The 18,423-nt window shown below is 40.9% G+C and carries 17 protein-coding genes; 12 read left to right on the top strand and 5 right to left on the bottom strand.

The features are described 5' to 3' along the window. Nucleotides 1-77: 77 nt before the first annotated feature. Nucleotides 78-854, bottom strand: coding sequence for an enoyl-ACP reductase FabI (gene fabI, locus V7K56_RS06830; protein WP_334908832.1), 777 nt, complete (start codon nt 852-854; stop codon nt 78-80). 378 nt (nt 855-1,232) lie between these two features. Here fabI and ntcA point away from each other — a divergent pair, with 378 nt between their 5' ends. The 3 genes from ntcA (at nt 1,233) to V7K56_RS06815 (ending at nt 4,165) form a co-directional block, all read left to right on the top strand. Further along, nucleotides 1,233-1,904: a global nitrogen regulator NtcA gene (gene ntcA / locus V7K56_RS06825; RefSeq protein ID WP_094347373.1), complete on the top strand. Its 672-nt coding sequence runs from the start codon at nt 1,233-1,235 to the stop codon at nt 1,902-1,904. A 168-nt stretch (nt 1,905-2,072) separates the two neighbouring features. Then, nucleotides 2,073-3,563 carry a DUF3084 domain-containing protein gene (locus V7K56_RS06820; RefSeq protein WP_334908830.1) on the top strand — a complete coding sequence of 497 codons (1,491 nt, stop codon included), beginning with the start codon at nt 2,073-2,075 and terminating at the stop codon, nt 3,561-3,563. A 149-nt stretch (nt 3,564-3,712) separates the two neighbouring features. Beyond that, nucleotides 3,713-4,165 (top strand): resolvase, encoded by a 453-nt coding sequence (locus V7K56_RS06815; RefSeq protein WP_334908828.1) that lies wholly within the window; start codon nt 3,713-3,715, stop codon nt 4,163-4,165. Nucleotides 4,166-4,176: 11 nt separating this feature from the next. On the opposite strand, the gene V7K56_RS06810 is transcribed toward V7K56_RS06815, so the two are convergent. Continuing rightward, nucleotides 4,177-4,440, bottom strand: a complete 264-nt coding sequence (locus V7K56_RS06810; RefSeq protein ID WP_069070640.1) for a DUF3146 family protein — start codon at nt 4,438-4,440, stop codon at nt 4,177-4,179. An 891-nt stretch (nt 4,441-5,331) separates the two neighbouring features. Here V7K56_RS06810 and V7K56_RS06805 point away from each other — a divergent pair. The 3 genes from V7K56_RS06805 to V7K56_RS06795 all read left to right on the top strand — a co-directional run bounded on the left by V7K56_RS06805 (nt 5,332) and on the right by V7K56_RS06795 (nt 7,691). Continuing rightward, nucleotides 5,332-5,532, top strand: a complete 201-nt coding sequence (locus V7K56_RS06805) for a heavy-metal-associated domain-containing protein (protein ID WP_334908826.1) — start codon at nt 5,332-5,334, stop codon at nt 5,530-5,532. 581 nt (nt 5,533-6,113) lie between these two features. Next, nucleotides 6,114-6,980 (top strand): aldo/keto reductase, encoded by an 867-nt coding sequence (locus tag V7K56_RS06800; protein WP_334908824.1) that lies wholly within the window; start codon nt 6,114-6,116, stop codon nt 6,978-6,980. 171 nt (nt 6,981-7,151) lie between these two features. Then, entirely contained in the window at nt 7,152-7,691 is a 540-nt protein-coding gene (locus V7K56_RS06795) for a GNAT family N-acetyltransferase (protein WP_334908822.1), read from the top strand. Nucleotides 7,692-8,305: 614 nt separating this feature from the next. Here V7K56_RS06795 and ald read toward each other — a convergent pair. Then, a complete protein-coding gene (gene ald, locus V7K56_RS06790) occupies nt 8,306-9,397 on the bottom strand; it encodes an alanine dehydrogenase (protein ID WP_334908820.1) in 1,092 nt (363 codons plus the stop codon). A 579-nt stretch (nt 9,398-9,976) separates the two neighbouring features. Between ald and V7K56_RS06785 the strand changes: the two genes are divergently transcribed. From V7K56_RS06785 to V7K56_RS06760, 6 genes are all read left to right on the top strand, one after another. Further along, nucleotides 9,977-10,147 (top strand): hypothetical protein, encoded by a 171-nt coding sequence (locus V7K56_RS06785; RefSeq protein ID WP_334908818.1) that lies wholly within the window; start codon nt 9,977-9,979, stop codon nt 10,145-10,147. 372 nt (nt 10,148-10,519) lie between these two features. Continuing rightward, a complete protein-coding gene (locus tag V7K56_RS06780; RefSeq protein ID WP_334908816.1) occupies nt 10,520-10,813 on the top strand; it encodes a hypothetical protein in 294 nt (97 codons plus the stop codon). 137 nt (nt 10,814-10,950) lie between these two features. Next, entirely contained in the window at nt 10,951-11,958 is a 1,008-nt protein-coding gene (locus V7K56_RS06775) for a WD40 repeat domain-containing protein (RefSeq protein WP_334908937.1), read from the top strand. A 683-nt stretch (nt 11,959-12,641) separates the two neighbouring features. Next, nucleotides 12,642-13,697: a permease gene (locus V7K56_RS06770; protein ID WP_334908814.1), complete on the top strand. Its 1,056-nt coding sequence runs from the start codon at nt 12,642-12,644 to the stop codon at nt 13,695-13,697. A gap of 63 nt (nt 13,698-13,760) precedes the next feature. Then, nucleotides 13,761-14,534, top strand: a complete 774-nt coding sequence (locus V7K56_RS06765; protein WP_334908812.1) for a TIGR03943 family putative permease subunit — start codon at nt 13,761-13,763, stop codon at nt 14,532-14,534. Between the two features lie 45 nt (nt 14,535-14,579). After that, nucleotides 14,580-16,079, top strand: coding sequence for an Ig-like domain-containing protein (locus tag V7K56_RS06760; RefSeq protein WP_334908810.1), 1,500 nt, complete (start codon nt 14,580-14,582; stop codon nt 16,077-16,079). Between the two features lie 22 nt (nt 16,080-16,101). Here V7K56_RS06760 and V7K56_RS06755 read toward each other — a convergent pair whose 3' ends face one another. Then, a complete protein-coding gene (locus V7K56_RS06755; RefSeq protein WP_334908808.1) occupies nt 16,102-16,941 on the bottom strand; it encodes a sulfite exporter TauE/SafE family protein in 840 nt (279 codons plus the stop codon). A gap of 103 nt (nt 16,942-17,044) precedes the next feature. Next, nucleotides 17,045-18,331 carry a sulfite oxidase gene (locus V7K56_RS06750; protein WP_334908806.1) on the bottom strand — a complete coding sequence of 429 codons (1,287 nt, stop codon included), beginning with the start codon at nt 18,329-18,331 and terminating at the stop codon, nt 17,045-17,047. Nucleotides 18,332-18,423: the final 92 nt, after the last annotated feature.

Here is an 18,423-nt window from a genome sequence, read left to right as displayed (position 1 = left end):
GCATAGGGCATAGGGAATGAAAAATGGACAAGAATTTTACTAATACTCAATTCTCAATGCCCCATGCCCAAATTATCTTACATTCCCATAATTTCATATCCTGCATCTACATATAGAATTTGTCCGGTAATCCCACTGGACAAATCACTACATAAGAAAGCCGCAGCGTTACCCACTTCTAACTGAGTGACGGTGCGTCGTAGGGGAGCTACTTCTTCTACGTGATGAATCATATCCAAAATCCCACCCACTGCTGAAGATGCCAAAGTACGGATAGGACCTGCTGAGATGGCATTCACACGAATATTTTGCGGCCCTAGTTCAGCAGCCAGATAACGCACACTCATTTCTAACCCCGCCTTGGCAATTCCCATAACGTTGTAGTTGGGGATTGCCCTAACACCACCTAAATATGTCAGGGTGACGATGCTACCTCCCTCTGTCATCAAAGGTTTAGCTGCACCACTTAACTGCACCAGCGAGTAGGTACTAATTTCTAAGGCGGTGTTGAACCCAGAGCGAGAGGTTTGGCTAAAATCTCCACTTAAATCATCTTTGCTGGCAAAAGCCAGACAATGGATCAGGATATCTAGCTTTCCCCACTGTTCGCGGATTGTCTCAAAAGTAGATTTAATTTGTTCGTCATCTTGGACATTACAGGGAAGAAATAAGCTGGGTTTAAGAGATTCTACCAATTCTGCAACTTTTTTTTCCATCTTGCCGCGTTCATCCTGCAGGTAGGTAATACCCAAGTTTGCTCCGGCTTTATGCAGTTGTTGGGCGATGCCCCAAGCGATCGAGCGGTTATTGGCAATACCTGTAACAAGGGCATTTTTTCCAGTCAAATTTAGCATATAAATTGTTAATGCGATCGATCATTAGGAGCATACTAGAATCTGAGGCTAGTTTGTCTTTGTTTTATACAGTATTGACAAAAATGAATATTGCTAAGGCTGTTTGCTGTGAGAAAAATCTTGATTTTTTATAAAGATATTCTCAAGATATCTTTATTTATTCTTCAAAAAACCTTTTGAATATAGCTATTGGAACTACTTATCAACAATTAGTAGCTGAAAGGATCAACAATTATGTATCATTATAAACAAAGAGTTATGAAGAGATTAGTTTGAGTATAGGAAAGTACAGAAAGGTTGACGGTGCTTTATTCATTTTTCGGGTGTATTCTTAGGTAATCAGTTTTTGTTTTTCCGGCATTGGGTAGGGGAAGGGAGATGATCGTGACACAAGATAAAGCCCTAGCAAATGTTTTTCGTCAGATGGCGACCGGGGCGTTTCCGCCAGTTGTGGAAACGTTTGAACGCAATAAAACGATCTTTTTTCCTGGCGATCCTGCCGAACGAGTTTATTTTCTTTTGAAAGGTGCTGTTAAACTTTCCAGGGTGTATGAGGCAGGAGAGGAAATAACGGTAGCGTTGCTGCGGGAAAATAGTGTTTTTGGTGTATTGTCATTGCTGACAGGAAATAAGTCGGATCGGTTTTACCATGCGGTTGCATTTACTCCAGTGGAATTACTGTCAGCACCAATTGAACAGGTGGAGCTAGCACTCAAGGAAAATCCAGAATTATCAATGTTAATGCTGCGAGGTCTGTCTTCGCGAATTCTACAAACGGAGATGATGATTGAAACTCTTGCCCACCGCGATATGGGTTCTAGGTTAGTGAGTTTTTTGTTAATTCTTTGTCGGGATTTTGGCGTTCCTTGTGCAGATGGGATCACTATTGATTTGAAGTTATCTCATCAAGCGATCGCAGAGGCAATTGGTTCAACTCGTGTTACCGTTACTAGGCTACTGGGAGATTTGCGTGAGAAAAAGATGATTTCTATCCACAAAAAGAAGATTACTGTGCATAAACCTGTTACCTTAAGTAGGCAGTTCACATAAAAACAATTGGAGAAAGGGGAATCGGCGCGTGTTGTATTTTGAAAAATGACACTAATAGCTAGAAGTAAATCTAAAATTGAATAATTTCAGCTATTGCCAATTTCCGCTTCTCCACAGACAATGCTTAAAAGTAGTAGGCTGTATCTGAAAGGATTTCGGTAGCTAAAGATGACCACCGGATACATCCTCATCGCAGCAATTTTGATTCTGGGAGGCGTAATTGCCACTGTCGGCGATCGCATCGGCACACGAGTTGGCAAAGCCCGCCTCTCACTTTTTAAGCTTCGTCCGAAAAATACTGCTGTACTAGTAACAATTTTTACTGGTGGTTTGATTTCAGCATCAACTTTAGGGATTTTATTCGCTGCCGACGAAGGCTTGCGAAAAGGAGTTTTTGAGTTAGAGGATATTCAAACAGACCTCAGACAGAAGCGGGAACAGCTAAAAACCGCAGAAACTCAGAAAAGTCAGGTAGAGGGGGAGCTAAACCAAGCAAAAATTGCTCAAGCGAAGGCACAACAAGACTTGCAGGCAATTAATCAATCCTTGCAGGCGGCAAATGCCAAACAGAGGGAAACGCAAGCTCAGCTGAACCGCACCATTAGTCAACAAGCCCAAACTCAAACTCAACTCCAACGCACTCGAGGTCAGCTAGATCAGGTGGTAACTCAATACCAAAAAGCCATAGCTGAATTGCAAAGTGTTTACAACCAGAGAAAAGAACTACAGGCGGCAGTTGAACTACTGAAGACAGAACGTCAACGACTTTATGCAGAAGCGAAAAAAGCCATTGACGAAGCCAAAACAGCAATTGAAAAACGTGATCGCGAACTTGCCAACCGTCAAGAAGCCATAGAACAGCGCGATCAAAAAATTGCCCAACTGGATCAACTAATTCAAAAGCGTAATGTCGAAATTACAGCGCGAGAGCAAGTGATTGCCAAACGAGAATCGCGCCTCAAAGAATTAGAAGCACAACAGGAGGAACTAGAACAGGAAGTTGCCAGACTGGAAAAATATTATCAGTCTTACCGCGACCTGCGTTTGGGTAAGCTGGCCTTAGTTCGTGGTCAAGTTCTGTCCGCTGCTGTAATTCGTGTTACTCAACCTGCTGCTGCTCGTCAGGCAGTGGTACAACTTTTACAAGAAGCCAATCGTAACGCTAACCTTGAGTTAAGCGAGCCTGGTGCAAATTCTGCCAATGTAGAGCTGCTGCGCGTGACCGAAGATAGAGTCGATCAATTAAGCAAGCAGATTGGCGATGGTAAAGAATACGTCGTGCGAATTTTCTCTGCTGGTAATTACGTCAGGGGAGAAAAGCAGATAGAATTTTTCGCGGATACAGCCCAGAATCAACTGGTTTTTTCGGGAGGCGCGGTGCTAGCCACGACTACTGCTGATTCCAAAATCATGACATCTTATCAGTTACAGCAACGGCTAGAAATACTGATTTCTGCTTCCCAATTTCGGGCCCGTAATGCCGGAATTGTCGAAAATGTGCAAGTAGAGGGGACTTTTCTGCGGTTTGTCAGTCAACTAAGACTGTATAATCAACCCTTGGAGATCAAAGCGATCGCAGCAGAGGATACTTATACAGCCGGGCCATTGAGAGTAAAATTGGTGGCAATAGTTAACGGAAAAATTATTTTTAGTACTTAAAAAATTATTTGCACACTGTTATTAGTAAGATTTAAACATATTGAACAGCAGCCAGAATAGTTGCTGTAGCTGCATTTTTATTTAGCAGACACTACGCGTAGCAAGATCCCTGTAAGGGTACATTTCTAATTTTTAATTTTTAATTTATTATGAATTTCCGGCAATTTTCACCAACGCAACCAGTCATTTTGGGGTTTGATCCAGGTCGAGATAAGTGTGGTTTAGCGGTGATGGGGCTGGATCGGCAACTGTATTATCATCAAGTCATGCTAGCAAAAGAGGCGATCACTACCATTGAGACACTGCGTCAAAGGTTTCCGATTTCTTTGATGGTCATGGGCGACCAAACTACAGCCAAACAGTGGAGACAGAAATTATATCAAGAATTGACAGAACCGTTGAGTATTATTTTAGTAGATGAGCGCTACACAACCTTAGAAGCACGCGATCGCTATTGGCAAATGTTTCCGCCCAAAGGGCTAATCAAGCTATTACCACAGGGTCTACGACAGCCTCCAAGACCCATAGATGACATTGTTGCCATCCTTTTAATCGAAAGATACTTAAATCGCCTCACTGAATCAGCAACCAGTCAAGAATAACTCCCTAACTTTTAAAGTTCCGCTCGAATCGTAAAAGCATAGTCTCCTCCAGGCTCTAGCTGGTAATCTTGTTGCTCTAAGAATCGACCAAGAGGTTCTTTGATTAAGGCGCGACCTTGGGAAGGCTTGACGGCAAGTTCCCCCCGGCGAAAATGCCACTGGAAATGCCACTCAAACTCACCCGCACTCACTTCACCCTCAAGGAAGCCGTGTTGCCAGGATTGGCGGGTAATTCTGACATGGGCAATGGTTTCTGGCAGACGTTTTGCACTCACAATGCTTTATGTCAAGTGTGGAATAACAGCCAATGATCTAGGCTACTTATTTTATTTACCAAACATATCTTAATTAGACAAACTGACAAAGTGGGTATTTGTAGTTGACTAGGTTGTGTTTATAAGCAAGACGACTTCAGTATCCTGAAGCCGCGCCACCGATAGCGTAAGTAAGCTGTCTTTTAGAGAAGCGTTAGCGAGTCTTCCTTCGAGGGTCACAGCTAGTCGTAGAGATTAAAAGATAAATCAAACGAGAAATGCTAATTTTTTCGTTGCTTCTAGCGATCGCACTTCCACTAATAGCACATTTGAGTAATCGTTTCCATTTGCAACGTGAAGCAGTCTCTACCGTCAATACCCAAATTAGCAGCGTCCAACACTCATACCATAATTGCGTCACTGAAGGTCTTTGTTGCAAAGTCCACAGTATATCTATGCCGCAAGATAGCTGTTTTTTGAATCTATATGTACTTTAAAAATTGGGTAAAAGTATCTAAAGTATACAATCAATTAAAAACTATAGATAAAAAAGTTTCGTAATTTACGTATAGACGTTTGTACAATTGAGCAGGGCTGTGAGAACAATTATGTTGAACACCAACGCTTAGAAAAGCAGGAGGAACGTCTCATGGAGTCTTCAGAAGAAACAAAAAAAGCGGCTTTTTATAAGTTAGCAGTACTAAGTGTATTTTCATAAATTACTTTATATACTTTGGCATTTTATTTTGTTTTACTGCTTAAGCAATTTGTCAATAATGATTTAGGTATAACTATTATTTGTTACTATTTCTGTCATGCCTAATTCCCTAACTCCAGTAAGATGTCGCTCATTCTTAAAATCGATATTATATTGATTAAATGTAAATTCCAGTTGGCGTAATGAGGTAAGTAATGGCAATTAAATTGAAAGTTCCGGATATTAAAGGTGAAGAATGCGCCAAGAAAATAACTAAATCTATTCTGACTATGGAATCTGATGCCAAAGTAGACGTGAACGTAGATACTAAAACTGTAACTGTAGATACTGAGGCTTCTGAAGAGTCAATTAAACAGATGATTCAATCTGCTGGTTTTACTATAGAGGGCTATTAATTACTTCATCTAAATTTCTTAAGAAATTTAAATGAAGTAATTAGCCAACACAATTGTATAATGATATTTACGTCCGTTTAACGGGCGTAAATATTAACAAGTTACTCTAATCAAACGCGAATTTTTTTTCTTTAATAGCACGGCAAACTTAGTTAAATATCAATAAACTTGAATAAAAGTGAAATTTAATAAGACTGCCATCAAAGACGACTTTCAAAAAATTAAGTTTTAACTTTACTTTAATAATTATTAAAACTTTTGCATGAGTCAGAAGTCTTCACCATAAATCCTTCTTCCATGCTTAGAAAAAGACTTTTGAATTAGCTCACTTTTTCCTAATTTTAGGAAAAGGGTTGGGGGATATAGCAAGATTGTGTAGGGTGAGTAAATTTTGTATTTTGAGGTTTATTCTTAAGTAGAGGTTAAAGGGAATCGACGATTATTTATGAAATAATATGATATCCCCACGCCTAGTAGAAAAAAAAATTATATTCAGTTATCGTTAAGTCTAAGTACTAGGGAGGATTTATGAGGAATAGCTAACTGATAGATAATTGTGGCAGAAAGCTATAGCTAGAAAGATGAAAACCAAACAGCTAGGAAAAACTGATATCTTTGTGAGTGCAATCGGTTTGGGTGGTATGCCAATGTCAATTTCTAATCGCCCTCCCGAATCGCAATCAATCCAAGTTATTCATCGGGCTTTGGATCTGGGTATTACATTTATTGACACTGCCGATTCTTACTGCAAAGATGAGTCAGATAAGCACCACAATGAGCGCTTAATTCACAAAGCACTTAGTAGTTATAAAGGCGATGTTAGCCAAGTGATTGTAGCAACTAAGGGCGGGTTGATGCGTCCCAATGGCAACTGGACAAACAACGGCGACCCAGAACATTTGCGCCAAACAATTCGAGTCAGTTTTGAGGCATTGGGTAATGCTAAACCCATTGATGTTTGGCAATACCATTCTCCTGATACTAATTACACGATTGAAGAATCCCTGGCGCCAGTTAAAGAAGCAGTAGAAGCAGGTTTGATTCGGTTTGTGGGAGTTTCTAACTTTTCCGTTGAACAAATTAAGCGGGCGCGGGATGTAGTGGATATTGTCTCGGTGCAAAATCAATACAGCCCTTGGCAACGACAGCCAGAAAATGACGGCGTATTAAAATATTGCGAACAGCAGGAATTGACCTTTTTACCTTGGAGTCCCTTTGGTGGTAGGCGTCGCCATCAGGATTTGCAGGATATTTCTGCGATCGCTAAGTTAGCTAAAGAAAAAGGCGTGTCGGTGTATAATATCGTTCTAGCGTGGTTGCGTTCCAAGTCGCCTGCTATTTTGCCTATTCCGGGTGCTAGCAAGGTTTCCAGCATTGAAGACTCAACACGTGCTATCAACGTGAAATTATCTGACGAAGAAGTGCAAAAAATTGATCGGGCAACTTAATTATTCGGCGTTGCTAGTTAAATGTATGAATCTGGGTGTAAAGACGTTGTAATGTAACGTTTTTATAAAAATTTTGAAATCATGCAAAATCATTTTCATAGCTGAATTTAGCAACGCCAATTATTCCACTGACTAACGTAAATGTGGTAGAAGTTGCCTATAGAAAAAGACATGATGTTAGAAACACACCACTTGCTAATGCGTGATTTTGTAGAGACAGACTGGCAGGCAGTTTTCACCTATCAATCCGATCCTTTGTATTTGCGTTATAGCTACTGGACACAACGTACACAGAAGGATGTTTGCGAGTTTATCCAAATGTTTATCGATCAGCAAAAAGAGCAACCTCGGACTAAGTTTCAGTTAGCTGTTGTCCTCAAAGAAGAAAATCAGCTGATTGGCAATTGTGGTATCCGTGTAAATGACCCAGAAATGCGGGAAGCAAATATCGGCTATGAACTAAATACTCAATATTGGGGACAAGGTTATGCAATAGAAGCAGCACAGGCAATTTTAAAGTTTGGCTTTGAAGAACTGGGAATGCATCGTATCTGGTCTTGGTGTGTTTCAGAGAATGTTGCTTCTGTAAAGGTGTTAGAAAAAATTCGTATGCGTTGTGAAGGTCATTTGCGGGAAAAAGAGTTAATTAAAGGCAGATGGTGCGATAACTTTCTTTACGCGATCCTTGAGCATGAGTGGAAAGCGAACTAATATTGCTTCTATGAGCTACCTCAGAGACAATATCTTAACAATTCAAAATTCAAAATTCAAAATTCAAAATTCAAGACACTAAAAAAATGCGATCGCTACTTTTAACTTTTGCTCAAAATTTAAATTTATCTGAAACTCAGTTGTAAGAAATAATATCACAACCTTTAACTTAAGTTCCTAATTTGCATGGATTGCAACAATAAATAATTAAACAGCTTAGATACCAATTTGCTTAAGAAAACCTTGCCCCCACAGCAGGAGGATTTTTAGCTAAGGAATTATCACATTTTTATAACTAGCTAAAAAATGAGTTAGGAGTAAAGCGGGTTACTGATAGCGAGATTAAACAAAACTAAAGAATAAAAAAGGGTATAACCCTTATTTAAGATAGCTTTCACATCGAAATAACCTGATGAAAGAAACCACTCCCCATAAGGTGCGCGGATGGTTTAAAAATACCATTGTCCTCAAAGTCTTGTATAAATAGAGTGTACAGCCTTTTTTGCTCCTTCTCATTTTGTACATCTACCCATCCGCGCATTTAGCAAGAAAATTAGTCTGATTGGCGATCGCTACGACCACTAAAATAAACGATTGCCAAATCCTTGCACACCTTAATTTACCAGATCAGGGAATACCTCTTGCACAGCAGGATGCACTAAGCGATGATTCTGTACATTCACACCCTTAGCTAATGCTGGGTTAACTTCCAGTGCCATAATTCCAAAATTCGCCAACTGGACAACATAAGGTAATGTACTATTATTAAGTGCCTGAGTTGCTGTCCAAGGTACTGCTCCTGGCATATTAGGAACGCCATAATGCACCACACCCTCTTCAAGGTATACCGGATTTGTGTGAGATGTAGGGTGTAAGGTTTCTATGCAACCGCCTTGGTCAACAGCAACATCAACTATTACCGAACCAGGACGCATTTGTTTGACCAATTCGCGAGATACTAGTATTGGTGCTCTACGTCCTAACACTAAAACTGCACCAATAAGCAAATCGGCTTCAATGACTGCGGCTTCAATATGAGCAGAGTTGCTATAAAGCAATTCCACTCTAGAGCCAAAGAGTGTTTCTAAATAAGATAAGCGCTCGACACTTACATCTAAAATCTGGACGCTAGCACCCATGCCTACGGCAATTTTAGCTGCTTCTGTGCCGACAACGCCGCCACCTAAAATTACTACTTTGCCAGGTTTAACTCCAGGGACACCGCCCAAAAGTACACCTCTACCACCTTGCTGACGTTCTAAGAATCTCGCCCCAAATTGTACTGCTAGCCGACCAGCAATTATGCTCATGGGAGTGAGCAAGGGTAATCTGTTAGCACCAGGTTGTTCTACAGTTTCGTAAGCGATCGCACAAGTGCCACAATCTATTAAATGCTCTGTCAATTTGCGATCGGCTGCTAAATGTAAATAAGTAAATAATATCTGCCCTTTTTGCAAAAATTTATACTCAGAGGTCAGCGGCTCTTTGACTTTAACAACCAACTCCCGATTCCAAGCCATTTCTGATGTAGGGACAATCTCGGCGCCAGCAATTCTGTAATCATCATCAGAAAATCCAGCACCATTACCTGCTTGCGTCTCGACAAAGATGCTATGACCATTTTCTTGCAGCACCCGCACGCTAGAAGGACTTAACCCTACCCGAAACTCTTGATCTTTATTTTCCTTGGGAACGCCAATTTCCATATATTGCCTCAGATAATTTTTTTGTTTTAACTGTAGCCTTCCAATTTCAAGCTTGCTACTTCCGTCTTGCTAGTTCCGTATTAGAGATAGCTGGATTAGAGATACCTAACTTCTGTTCTAACTTTCTCGATTCAATCTGAGTAGCCCAAACTCTTACCCTTGACTATTGCCCCAGTATTTATACAATATATAAAGAATAGTAACAATTTATTAAAAAAACGATTGTATACAGCTCCCTACTAGTATTTTATCAAGCCAACTTTGCGGAATTTGTAGCGAGGGCTTTAGCCCTTACTACGAACTTATTCATCCACCAAAGTTGATGTGATGGATTAGTGGGAGGCTTTTGCTGAATTTATCAAGTCATCTTGGCATTCAAGCACTGCAATCAGCTTTTAAGCTATCCTGACTTTTCACGTCATCTGTAAAAATTCAAAGTCTCTCTCTTTTTGAAAGAGAGATTTAAAGAGAAGTTTTCAAGATACCATGAGAAGTAAGTAGCGATTATACATACATTCTCTGACTTCTACTAGAAGTCTGATATCAAGTCCCGTTTGCCAAAAAAAGGTTTCTTAAAAAATGACACAAACACAACCAACAATTTCACCTAAACTAGAAGAGCCTAAGTTTGGCTTTAACGAATATGCCGAACGCTTGAATGGTCGAGCTGCAATGATTGGCTTTGGTTTGATGCTGCTGATTGAATATGTTACCAATCAAGGAGTACTATCATGGCTGGGTTTGAAGTAGTGCTATCAACAAGCATGATCTTGAAGTTGTAAGCTAGTAATTAAAAGAGTTTCAACCAGCTGGAACAACCAGTTGGTTTTGACTTCAATATCAATATATTGATAGCGGAGAACTTCGCCTTAGATAGATTAATTAGATTTATTTATAAATAACTGCCCTAGAATGTAAGCAAGAGAGAAATCAAAATACCTATTAGCGATCAAAATATCATAGACTTGCAACTAGTATGTACAAGGCGATTAATGAGTAAATTTCCTCCCCCTACTAAAAAAATCATAAATTAGTGTCTGCCTTGAATGAGAAAGGCAAATTATGGGTGAGGTATTCTTGGTAAATATACACAAAAGGTGAACTGGAACCAACCAAGCTGTGATGAATGCTGTATTACCTCGTTTTTTGAAGTCAACCTACCGAAAAGAGCCACTAATCAGTGTATTGATGACGATAGGTGTTATGGATGCTATGATTGGCGGATTGAATGATAGCTGGTCGTTGTTTGCTTTTGGTTTGGGCACGGCAGGGATAGCGCTAGGCTTTAAGTTGTGGCGTTTTCAGCAGCGTCGTCCTTTACCACAGGAACCTGTAGTGCAACATTATTTGCCCTCTCGTTCTTCTACTGCGCCTTTACCAATGTTAAGCGTTTCTAAGAAAAAACCACCTCTTTAAAATGTGCAGAGTTATTACTTAAATAACTCTGCAAAATTTATTGGGTTTAACTGTATCTATAAAAGTGAGGAAAAAGAGTGAGTAGTGAGGGAAGAGGTGGCAGTAAATTTCTGCGGCCGGATATTATCCTGGCATTTATGGCAGCTATAGCCCTTCCAGTGATTACTTGGAAAGGGTTTTATATTCATCAAGCTCATGCTGCCATTGAAGTAACGCCAAACTTCCCAGCTAATACCAACTTTGCTAATGCTCAACTGCTTTACACACTCATCGGACATAACGGAACCATTAAATCTCTTGCTTTCACTCCAGATAGCAGAATTCTTGTGAGTGGAGGTGCAGAAAACGAGGGTATAATTCGCCTGTGGAATTTAGCAAAGGGTAAAAAGTTAGCGACTATTAATAAAGCACACAAAGCAGCCGTAGAATCTTTAGTGATTTCACCAGATGGGCAAACCCTGATTAGTTGTAGCGATGATGATACAATTAACCTCTGGAGCTTGAAAAATTTAAAATTTAGCCGCTCTTTTGTTGGACATACCAGTAACGTATTATCTTTAGCGGTGTCTCCTGATAGTAAAGTTCTTGTCAGTGGAGCTTTAGATGGGATTCGTCTCTGGGATTTGCTACAGCAGCGTCCTTTAGGGACTATAGTACGCTTTGATAATTTGATTTATACTCTAGCTATTAGTCCTGATGGACAGACCTTGGCTAGCGGTGATAATAAGGGTGTAATTAAGCTGTGGAATTTGAGTACTGGTAAATTAATCAGTCAATTAGCAGCTCATTCCGATGTTGTTAGCGCTGTGATCTTTACACCAGATGGACAAACATTAGTTAGTGCTAGCCACGATCGCACTATAAAATTGTGGAATATTAATACTGGAGAATTAGTCCGCACTCTTACAGGACATAATAACTGGGTAAATGCGATCGCTCTTAATCCCGATGGACAAACTCTTGCTAGTGCAGGCAGAGATGGAATTAAATTGTGGGATTTACCTACAGGTGAGTTAATAAATACACTGAATGGACATTCAGACTGGGTAAGCGCGATCGCTTTTAGTCCAAATGGTAAAATTCTTGCCAGTGGTGGATTTGATCGACAAATCAAGATTTGGGGCATTCCAACAAAACGTAATTAACAGCGATCTCAGAAAATAATCGTCAAAGAGTAGACTATATTCCCGACTTCTGAAAATAAATCGGGGATATCATGTTGACGGTCCTTTCAAAGCTGAATGACTCACCATAGCTCAACTTTTCATGTCATGTAGAAAGTCAGGCTATCGCTAACGCCGAAAGATTCCCCCAATCATTTCCTGTATCTGCTAAACTTTGATCTTGCCTTTTTAGAGTTTTTGTAGTAAAAAATCAACCAAAGCTCAGATCAAATTTTGCTATAACTAGTCAAAATCAATGATGGTAGCAACCAATAGCGATGTCTACAACGGGCTACGCCTACCCCAAATTTTGAAGAACTGTGAATACTTGATGAAAATACAGCCGAACTAATATCTTATCCAGAAAATTACTGTAAGTATAAACATAGGTAATTTAAAATCATCTGTGCAGTTACTTGCCCTCTAGCTCGGAACAATTTCTGAACTTAGACAATCTTGAAAATGGTCATCGTCAGTAAATGCGCTCAGTTAAAAGTCACGAACTCGTGTGAAGCCAAGGTTTGTAGCGCTTAACCGCTATTTTGAAGTAGGATAACTTGCTACTTAAATAATGTTTAATTTTTCCGAACTGCTTTTGATCCCCATTTCGATAGAATGACTAGGCAGAACCCTAAAACTAAAAACCGCTTTTGACTGCGACGCTCATGAATCAACTGAACAATGGTTTTACGCTATTTTTAAGTCTGCTAGTCGAGGCGATGCCTTTTTTGCTTCTTGGGGTTTTATTCTCTAGTTTGCTGCTGTTTTTTGTTGATGAGCGCAAACTAGTAGAAAAAATGCCCAAAAATCCGCTGTTAGGTGCTCTAGTTGGTAGTATGATCGGCTTTTTGTTTCCGGTGTGTGAGTGCGGGAATGTACCGGTAGCGCGGCGATTCCTGATTCAAGGAGTACCCACACCAGTCGCGATTGGTTTTTTGCTAGCAGCACCAACAATTAACCCAGTTGTAATTTGGGCCACTTGGACAGCATTTCGAGATCAGCCAGAAATAGTAATCTTACGAGTCGTATTTTCCCTAACGATTGCCACAATTATCGGGTTTGTTTTCAGTTTTCAAAAGGACTTAAATCCCATAGTCCAACCTGCGATCGCTCGCTATGTGAAGTTTAATCCACCCGCTCAGCCTGAAACCAAACGCCGTGGTAAGCGTCACCAAGCACAAGATGAAGCAACAATACCAAATATCTTGCAATCTGGGACTTACATCTTAGGAGGAAAAGCAGGTATACCTCTACGGATAGATGCTAATTTTGTAGTCCCACCTACATCAGTCTCTACTTCCAATAAACCGCTGGCAGCGAAACTGCGTCTAGTTGTAGATAATAGCATTCAAGAATTCCGAGAGCTCGGCGGAGTCATGGTTGTTGGAAGTGCGATCGCTGCTGCTATTCAAGTCTTAGCTCCCCGTGAATTAATTCTTAGTTTGGGTGCTGGGCCGATTACCTCAATTGTGGTCATGCTGATATTAGCGGTAGTCGTGTCTATTTGTTCTACAGTTGATTCTTTCTTTGCCCTATCTTTTGCCTCAACCTTTAGCAGCGGTTCATTGTTGGCATTTCTAGTCTTTGGCCCAATGATTGACATCAAAGGCATTGGTTTGATGTTATCCATTTTTAAACCCAAAACAGTTTTTTACTTATTTGCCTTAGCAGCACAATTAACATTTGTGTTTACCCTTTTCCTGAACTTGCACGTCTTTTAAAAAATTATTTGTCATTTGTCCATTGTTAATAACCAATGACCAATGACTAATGACCGATGACTAATGACTAACAAAAATCCCAAATCTAGAATCCCAAATTTATTACTCCCTTGGCTCGATGCTCTAGCAATTACAGCTTGGGGGACTTTGATGCTGAGATATTGGTTAACTAATAAGCTGAACCTGTTGATTCATCCAAATTACATTTGGTTCGTAGTTGTAACTGGTATTAGCTTGATTGTTATTGGTTTCTTCAAAATGCAGGAACTTTGGCAACGTCGTCGCCGTGATGTGACACCAAGCGCTCCGCATAGTAGTTTATTTCCCCCTGGTTGGGGCAGCGGTTTATTGTTGACTACAGCGATTTTAGGTTTTATCATTACACCGCAAGTTTTTGCCAGTGATAAAGCACTCCAAAGGGGGGTAACGGCTGATTTATTGGGAAGCACACGTGTCAAACCTCAAGCCTTTCGGGCTACTGTTCGTCCAGAGGAGCGATCGCTTGTAGACTGGGTACGCACTGTCAATGTCTATCCAGAGCCAGATACATATACAGGACAAAAAGTCAAGGTGCAGGGATTTGTGATTCACCCGCCGGATATAGGAAAAGAATATTTGTTTTTAGCTCGATTTGTCTTAACTTGCTGTGCAGCAGATGCTTACCCAGTGGGATTGCCAGTTAAACTCCCAAATAATCAAGAGCCTTATTCCGCTGATACCTGGCTAGAAGTAGAAGGACAAATGGTGACAGAAAATTTGGCAGGTAAACGCCAACTTACCATTGCCGCTACCTCTCTCAAAAAGATTCCTCAACCCCAAAATCCTTATAGTTATTAGTTATTTGTTGATCACAAATGACTAATGACAAATGACAAATAACCAATGACTAAATCTAAAGCATTTATCCAACCACTGGATCGTATAGCGATCGCACTAATGCTACTGCTGAGTGTGTTGATTGGGTTAATCATCTTGCAAGGTGATGTGGTAACTGCTCGTGTCCGGGAATTTACTTGGCAAAATCAACAAATTGGGGCAGAAGATAATTCCTTCACCCTCACCTTCAGCCGCCCAATGGAAGCAAAAAGCGTCGAGGATAACTTGAAAATCGATCCACCCCTAGCAGGTAAATTCAGTTGGGCGGGGCGGCGGATGGTTTATACACTGGTGACACCAGCACCCTATGGTACAAATTATAAAGTGCAGTTACAGGGAGCTAAAGATAAATTTGCAGAGCAAGAAGGCAAAAATCGGGTCATACAGCCCTTCACAGGTAGCTTCCGTACACGCGATCGCGTTATCCTTTACATCGGAACCGAGCAAGAAGAACAGGGACGGTTAGTTCTTTACAATTTGACCCAAGAGCAAAAAAGGGTACTTACCCCCAAAGACCTGATAGTAATCGACTTTGAGTCATTTCCTGATGGGGAGAAAATTTTATTTTCTGCTCGTGCCGCAAACAATCAAGACTTACTTTCAGCCCAACTGTATACGGTGACAACAGGCGTTTCTGCTAAATCTGGACAAAAAGCAGAACCAGAAGGCAAAGTTGACCTGACTTTAGATAGTAAAGATTATCAAAACCTGAAATTTGACTTATCACCTGATGGGCAAACTATTGTCATCCAGCGGGGAAATAAAACTAATCCTGGTGATTTTGGACTATGGTTTATGCCAGCAACCAGTGATGGTTCAGCAGAAAAACCCACCCCAAAACGCCTAAAAAGTCAACCAGGGGGAGATTTTATGGTGACACCAGATAGTAAAGCCGTAGCGGTTGCCCAAGGACAGGGAGCAGCGATTTTACCACTGCAAGGTGATGCCAGTAAACCTCTAGATTTTCTGCCGCAGTTTGGTTTGGTACAGGCTTTCTCCAAGGATGGCTCTCAAGCAGCGATGGTAAAGTTTAATACAGATTACACGCGGGATTTGTTTTTGGTGACAAACCAAGGTGTGCAGAAACAACTATTAAAAACAACAGGTTCAATTCTCAGTTGCCAATTTGACATTGCCTCACCTACCCTCTACTGCTTGCTAACACAGCTAGTATCCAAAGAACAATACATAGAACAGCCTTATGTGGTAGCAATTGATTTGAAAACCGGGCAACAGAAACCACTGTTAGTACTGCCTCCCGCTCAACGAAATGTGCAAATGAGTTTATCTGCCGACGGTTTGGGCTTGTTATTTGACCAAGTAGTACCGCAGACAAACACAACAGCATCATTACCCACAAACACTTTGAAAACTGATGATGGAGATGTTATTGCTACCAGTAGCCTGTGGTTAATGCCTCTGTTACCCATCGCTGATGCTGCGACTGTTGAAATTAGACCAGAACAACTCCCCTTAGCCGGGTTTCATCCCCGTTGGCTACCTTAAAAAAGCTTAGATTCCCGACTTCTTAGAGAAGTTGGAAATCTTGTTGATACCAAGCTGACAATTCCTCATTTATTGGATTTGAAACTATGAATTGATAATTTGTCCAAGCTTCCCAAAAAATATAAATTGATAGTATTCCTAAGAAAATACGAAGTACTAAACTCACAGTAGAATCTGGTAGTTTTGGCAATGTACGAGTACTCATTTGAACACCTAAAAGACCGCCACATCCCAAAACTATACCTTGAACAAACAGAATATTTCCCTCTAATGTGTGTCCTGTGCAGGCAGCTAAAGCAGTGATGACAATCACACCTAAACTAGTTTGAATTGCTACTTTAATTTCTTCTTTTAGTAGTAACATTTGTAGTGGCACCATAATTGTACCGCCACCTAAGCCGAATAAACCTGCTAAAATTCCTGCTGCTCCCCCAGTGCCAATTTTAGAAACTAATGGGTTGAATACTGGGGCTATATGTTCTTTTTCCTGTAAGGACAGTTGCTTGCGAAGCTCAATCAGGTAGATATTAGCAAGTAGTATGATGCCAAATGTAAAGAGTATTATATAAGATGGAATTTTATTGGCGAAATATACACCTATTCCAGTAGTTAAAAAAGCTGGAATTCCTAAATAAATTACTCGTTTAAAGTCAAAGTAGCCCATCCACCAATTCTGTAAACTTCCAGAAATTGAAGTAATTACAATAGCAAGGCTACTAGTAGCGATCGCCTGAACGGGAGTATAACCTAGTGTGACTAAAAGAGGAATTGTGATAATACCGCCACCGATTCCTAAAAGTCCAGCTATGATTCCAGATATTAAACCTCCACTCACTAAAATCAACCAACTAAAATCAATCATAAATAATTATTTTTCTAGAGAACTGATAGTACTGCATGGGCATTGGGCATTGGGCATTGGGCATAGATTATTCTTCTTGTACCCCTAATTTCCCTTATTTTCCTCATGCCTGTACTGTTACCGGATGGCTAACAACACCTCCATAGAGCAATCCAGAGTCATTCCACGGAACAGTACTCGGTTGTGTATTACCTAAATTGTCAGTAGCACAAGCCTGGAGAAAATATTCCCCAGGAAGTGGGTTCCATTCAATGTCCCAGCGTACCCACGCAAATGGAAAATTTGGTTCTCTCAGTCGTGCAAATTGCCAAGTTTTACCGCCATCTAGACTGATTTCTACACGGATAATTTTTCCTTTCCCAGACCAAGAACGTCCACGTAGTAAATGGGTTCCAGCCGAAAGCGTAGCGGGCCAAGCCAACTCAAAAGCGCTCTTAACATTTTGATAGGTAATCAGCTTACCTTTATATGGTGCGATCGCTGGGTAATCTGGACCAATCAGCACCATCTGCTCCGTTACCCACTGCGTATATATCGGTGTTTGGGAAACCTCAATTCGCTCAATCCATTTAACGTTGGCGTTTCCTCCCCAACCAGGGAATAACACACGGCACGGCTGGCCATGATCTGGAGGTAATGGTTCTCCGTTCATAGCGTAGACGACGAGCGAGTTATCTGCTAATGCTTTGCTAATTGGAACTACACTGTTGAACTTGGATTTATTTGTCTGTTTTGAGTCCAGCGAATCTACATCTGCACCCTCAACGAGTACGTCTTTTGCAGTGGATTTCAGTCCAGCTCGCTCTAATAACATACTAAGTGGTACACCAGTCCACTCAGCCACACCAATAGCCCCAAGTCTCCACCGTGTTCCAGGGAGTGGTATGTTGTAAGCCTCTTCAAAGAAGCGCCGACCATTAGCAGCACACTCAATGGCACAAGTGACTGAGATGGATGGCATAGCAATGATTTCATCGTAAGTAAACTCGCAAGGTGCAGAAACGCCAGTTCCATGAATTTGTAAACGCCATGTAGACGGGTCAAACAAAGGAGGTGTACTGCGGTTGTGAACATAGAACCAGTCATTTGGTACTAAATAGCCACGCCCATACATCGCTTCCCAGTTCATCTCTAATGTGCCCTTGCTATGAGAGATATACCCTGGTGGCAATGGCTTAAGTATTTTGCTGCCTTTAGTTTTAATAGCTGTCCGACTGTGAGCAGGCGCAGGTTTCGCTAACCCCGCAATGGCTGTGGCACCAACCATAGTAGCTAGGATTTTCAGAAAGCGCTGGCGCGAAATACCCGCATCTGTGCTTTTTTGCCAGATGCATTGATCAACCCGTGCCTGTAAATAATCCTCTTGGTCAAAGAGATTTTCATCGCTCAAGCTATTACCCCTTTTTAATTCGTAATTTTAAGTCACACTGGCGTGGGAACCCCCTCTGAGCGACTGCCTCACCATTCCAAATCAATAGAACG

Origin of the sequence: Nostoc sp. (genome assembly GCF_036917535.1) — a bacterium.
Lineage (GTDB): Bacteria > Cyanobacteriota > Cyanobacteriia > Cyanobacteriales > Nostocaceae > Nostoc.
Note: the sequence above shows the minus strand (reverse complement) of the source record. Positions and strands in the feature narration are given on the sequence as shown.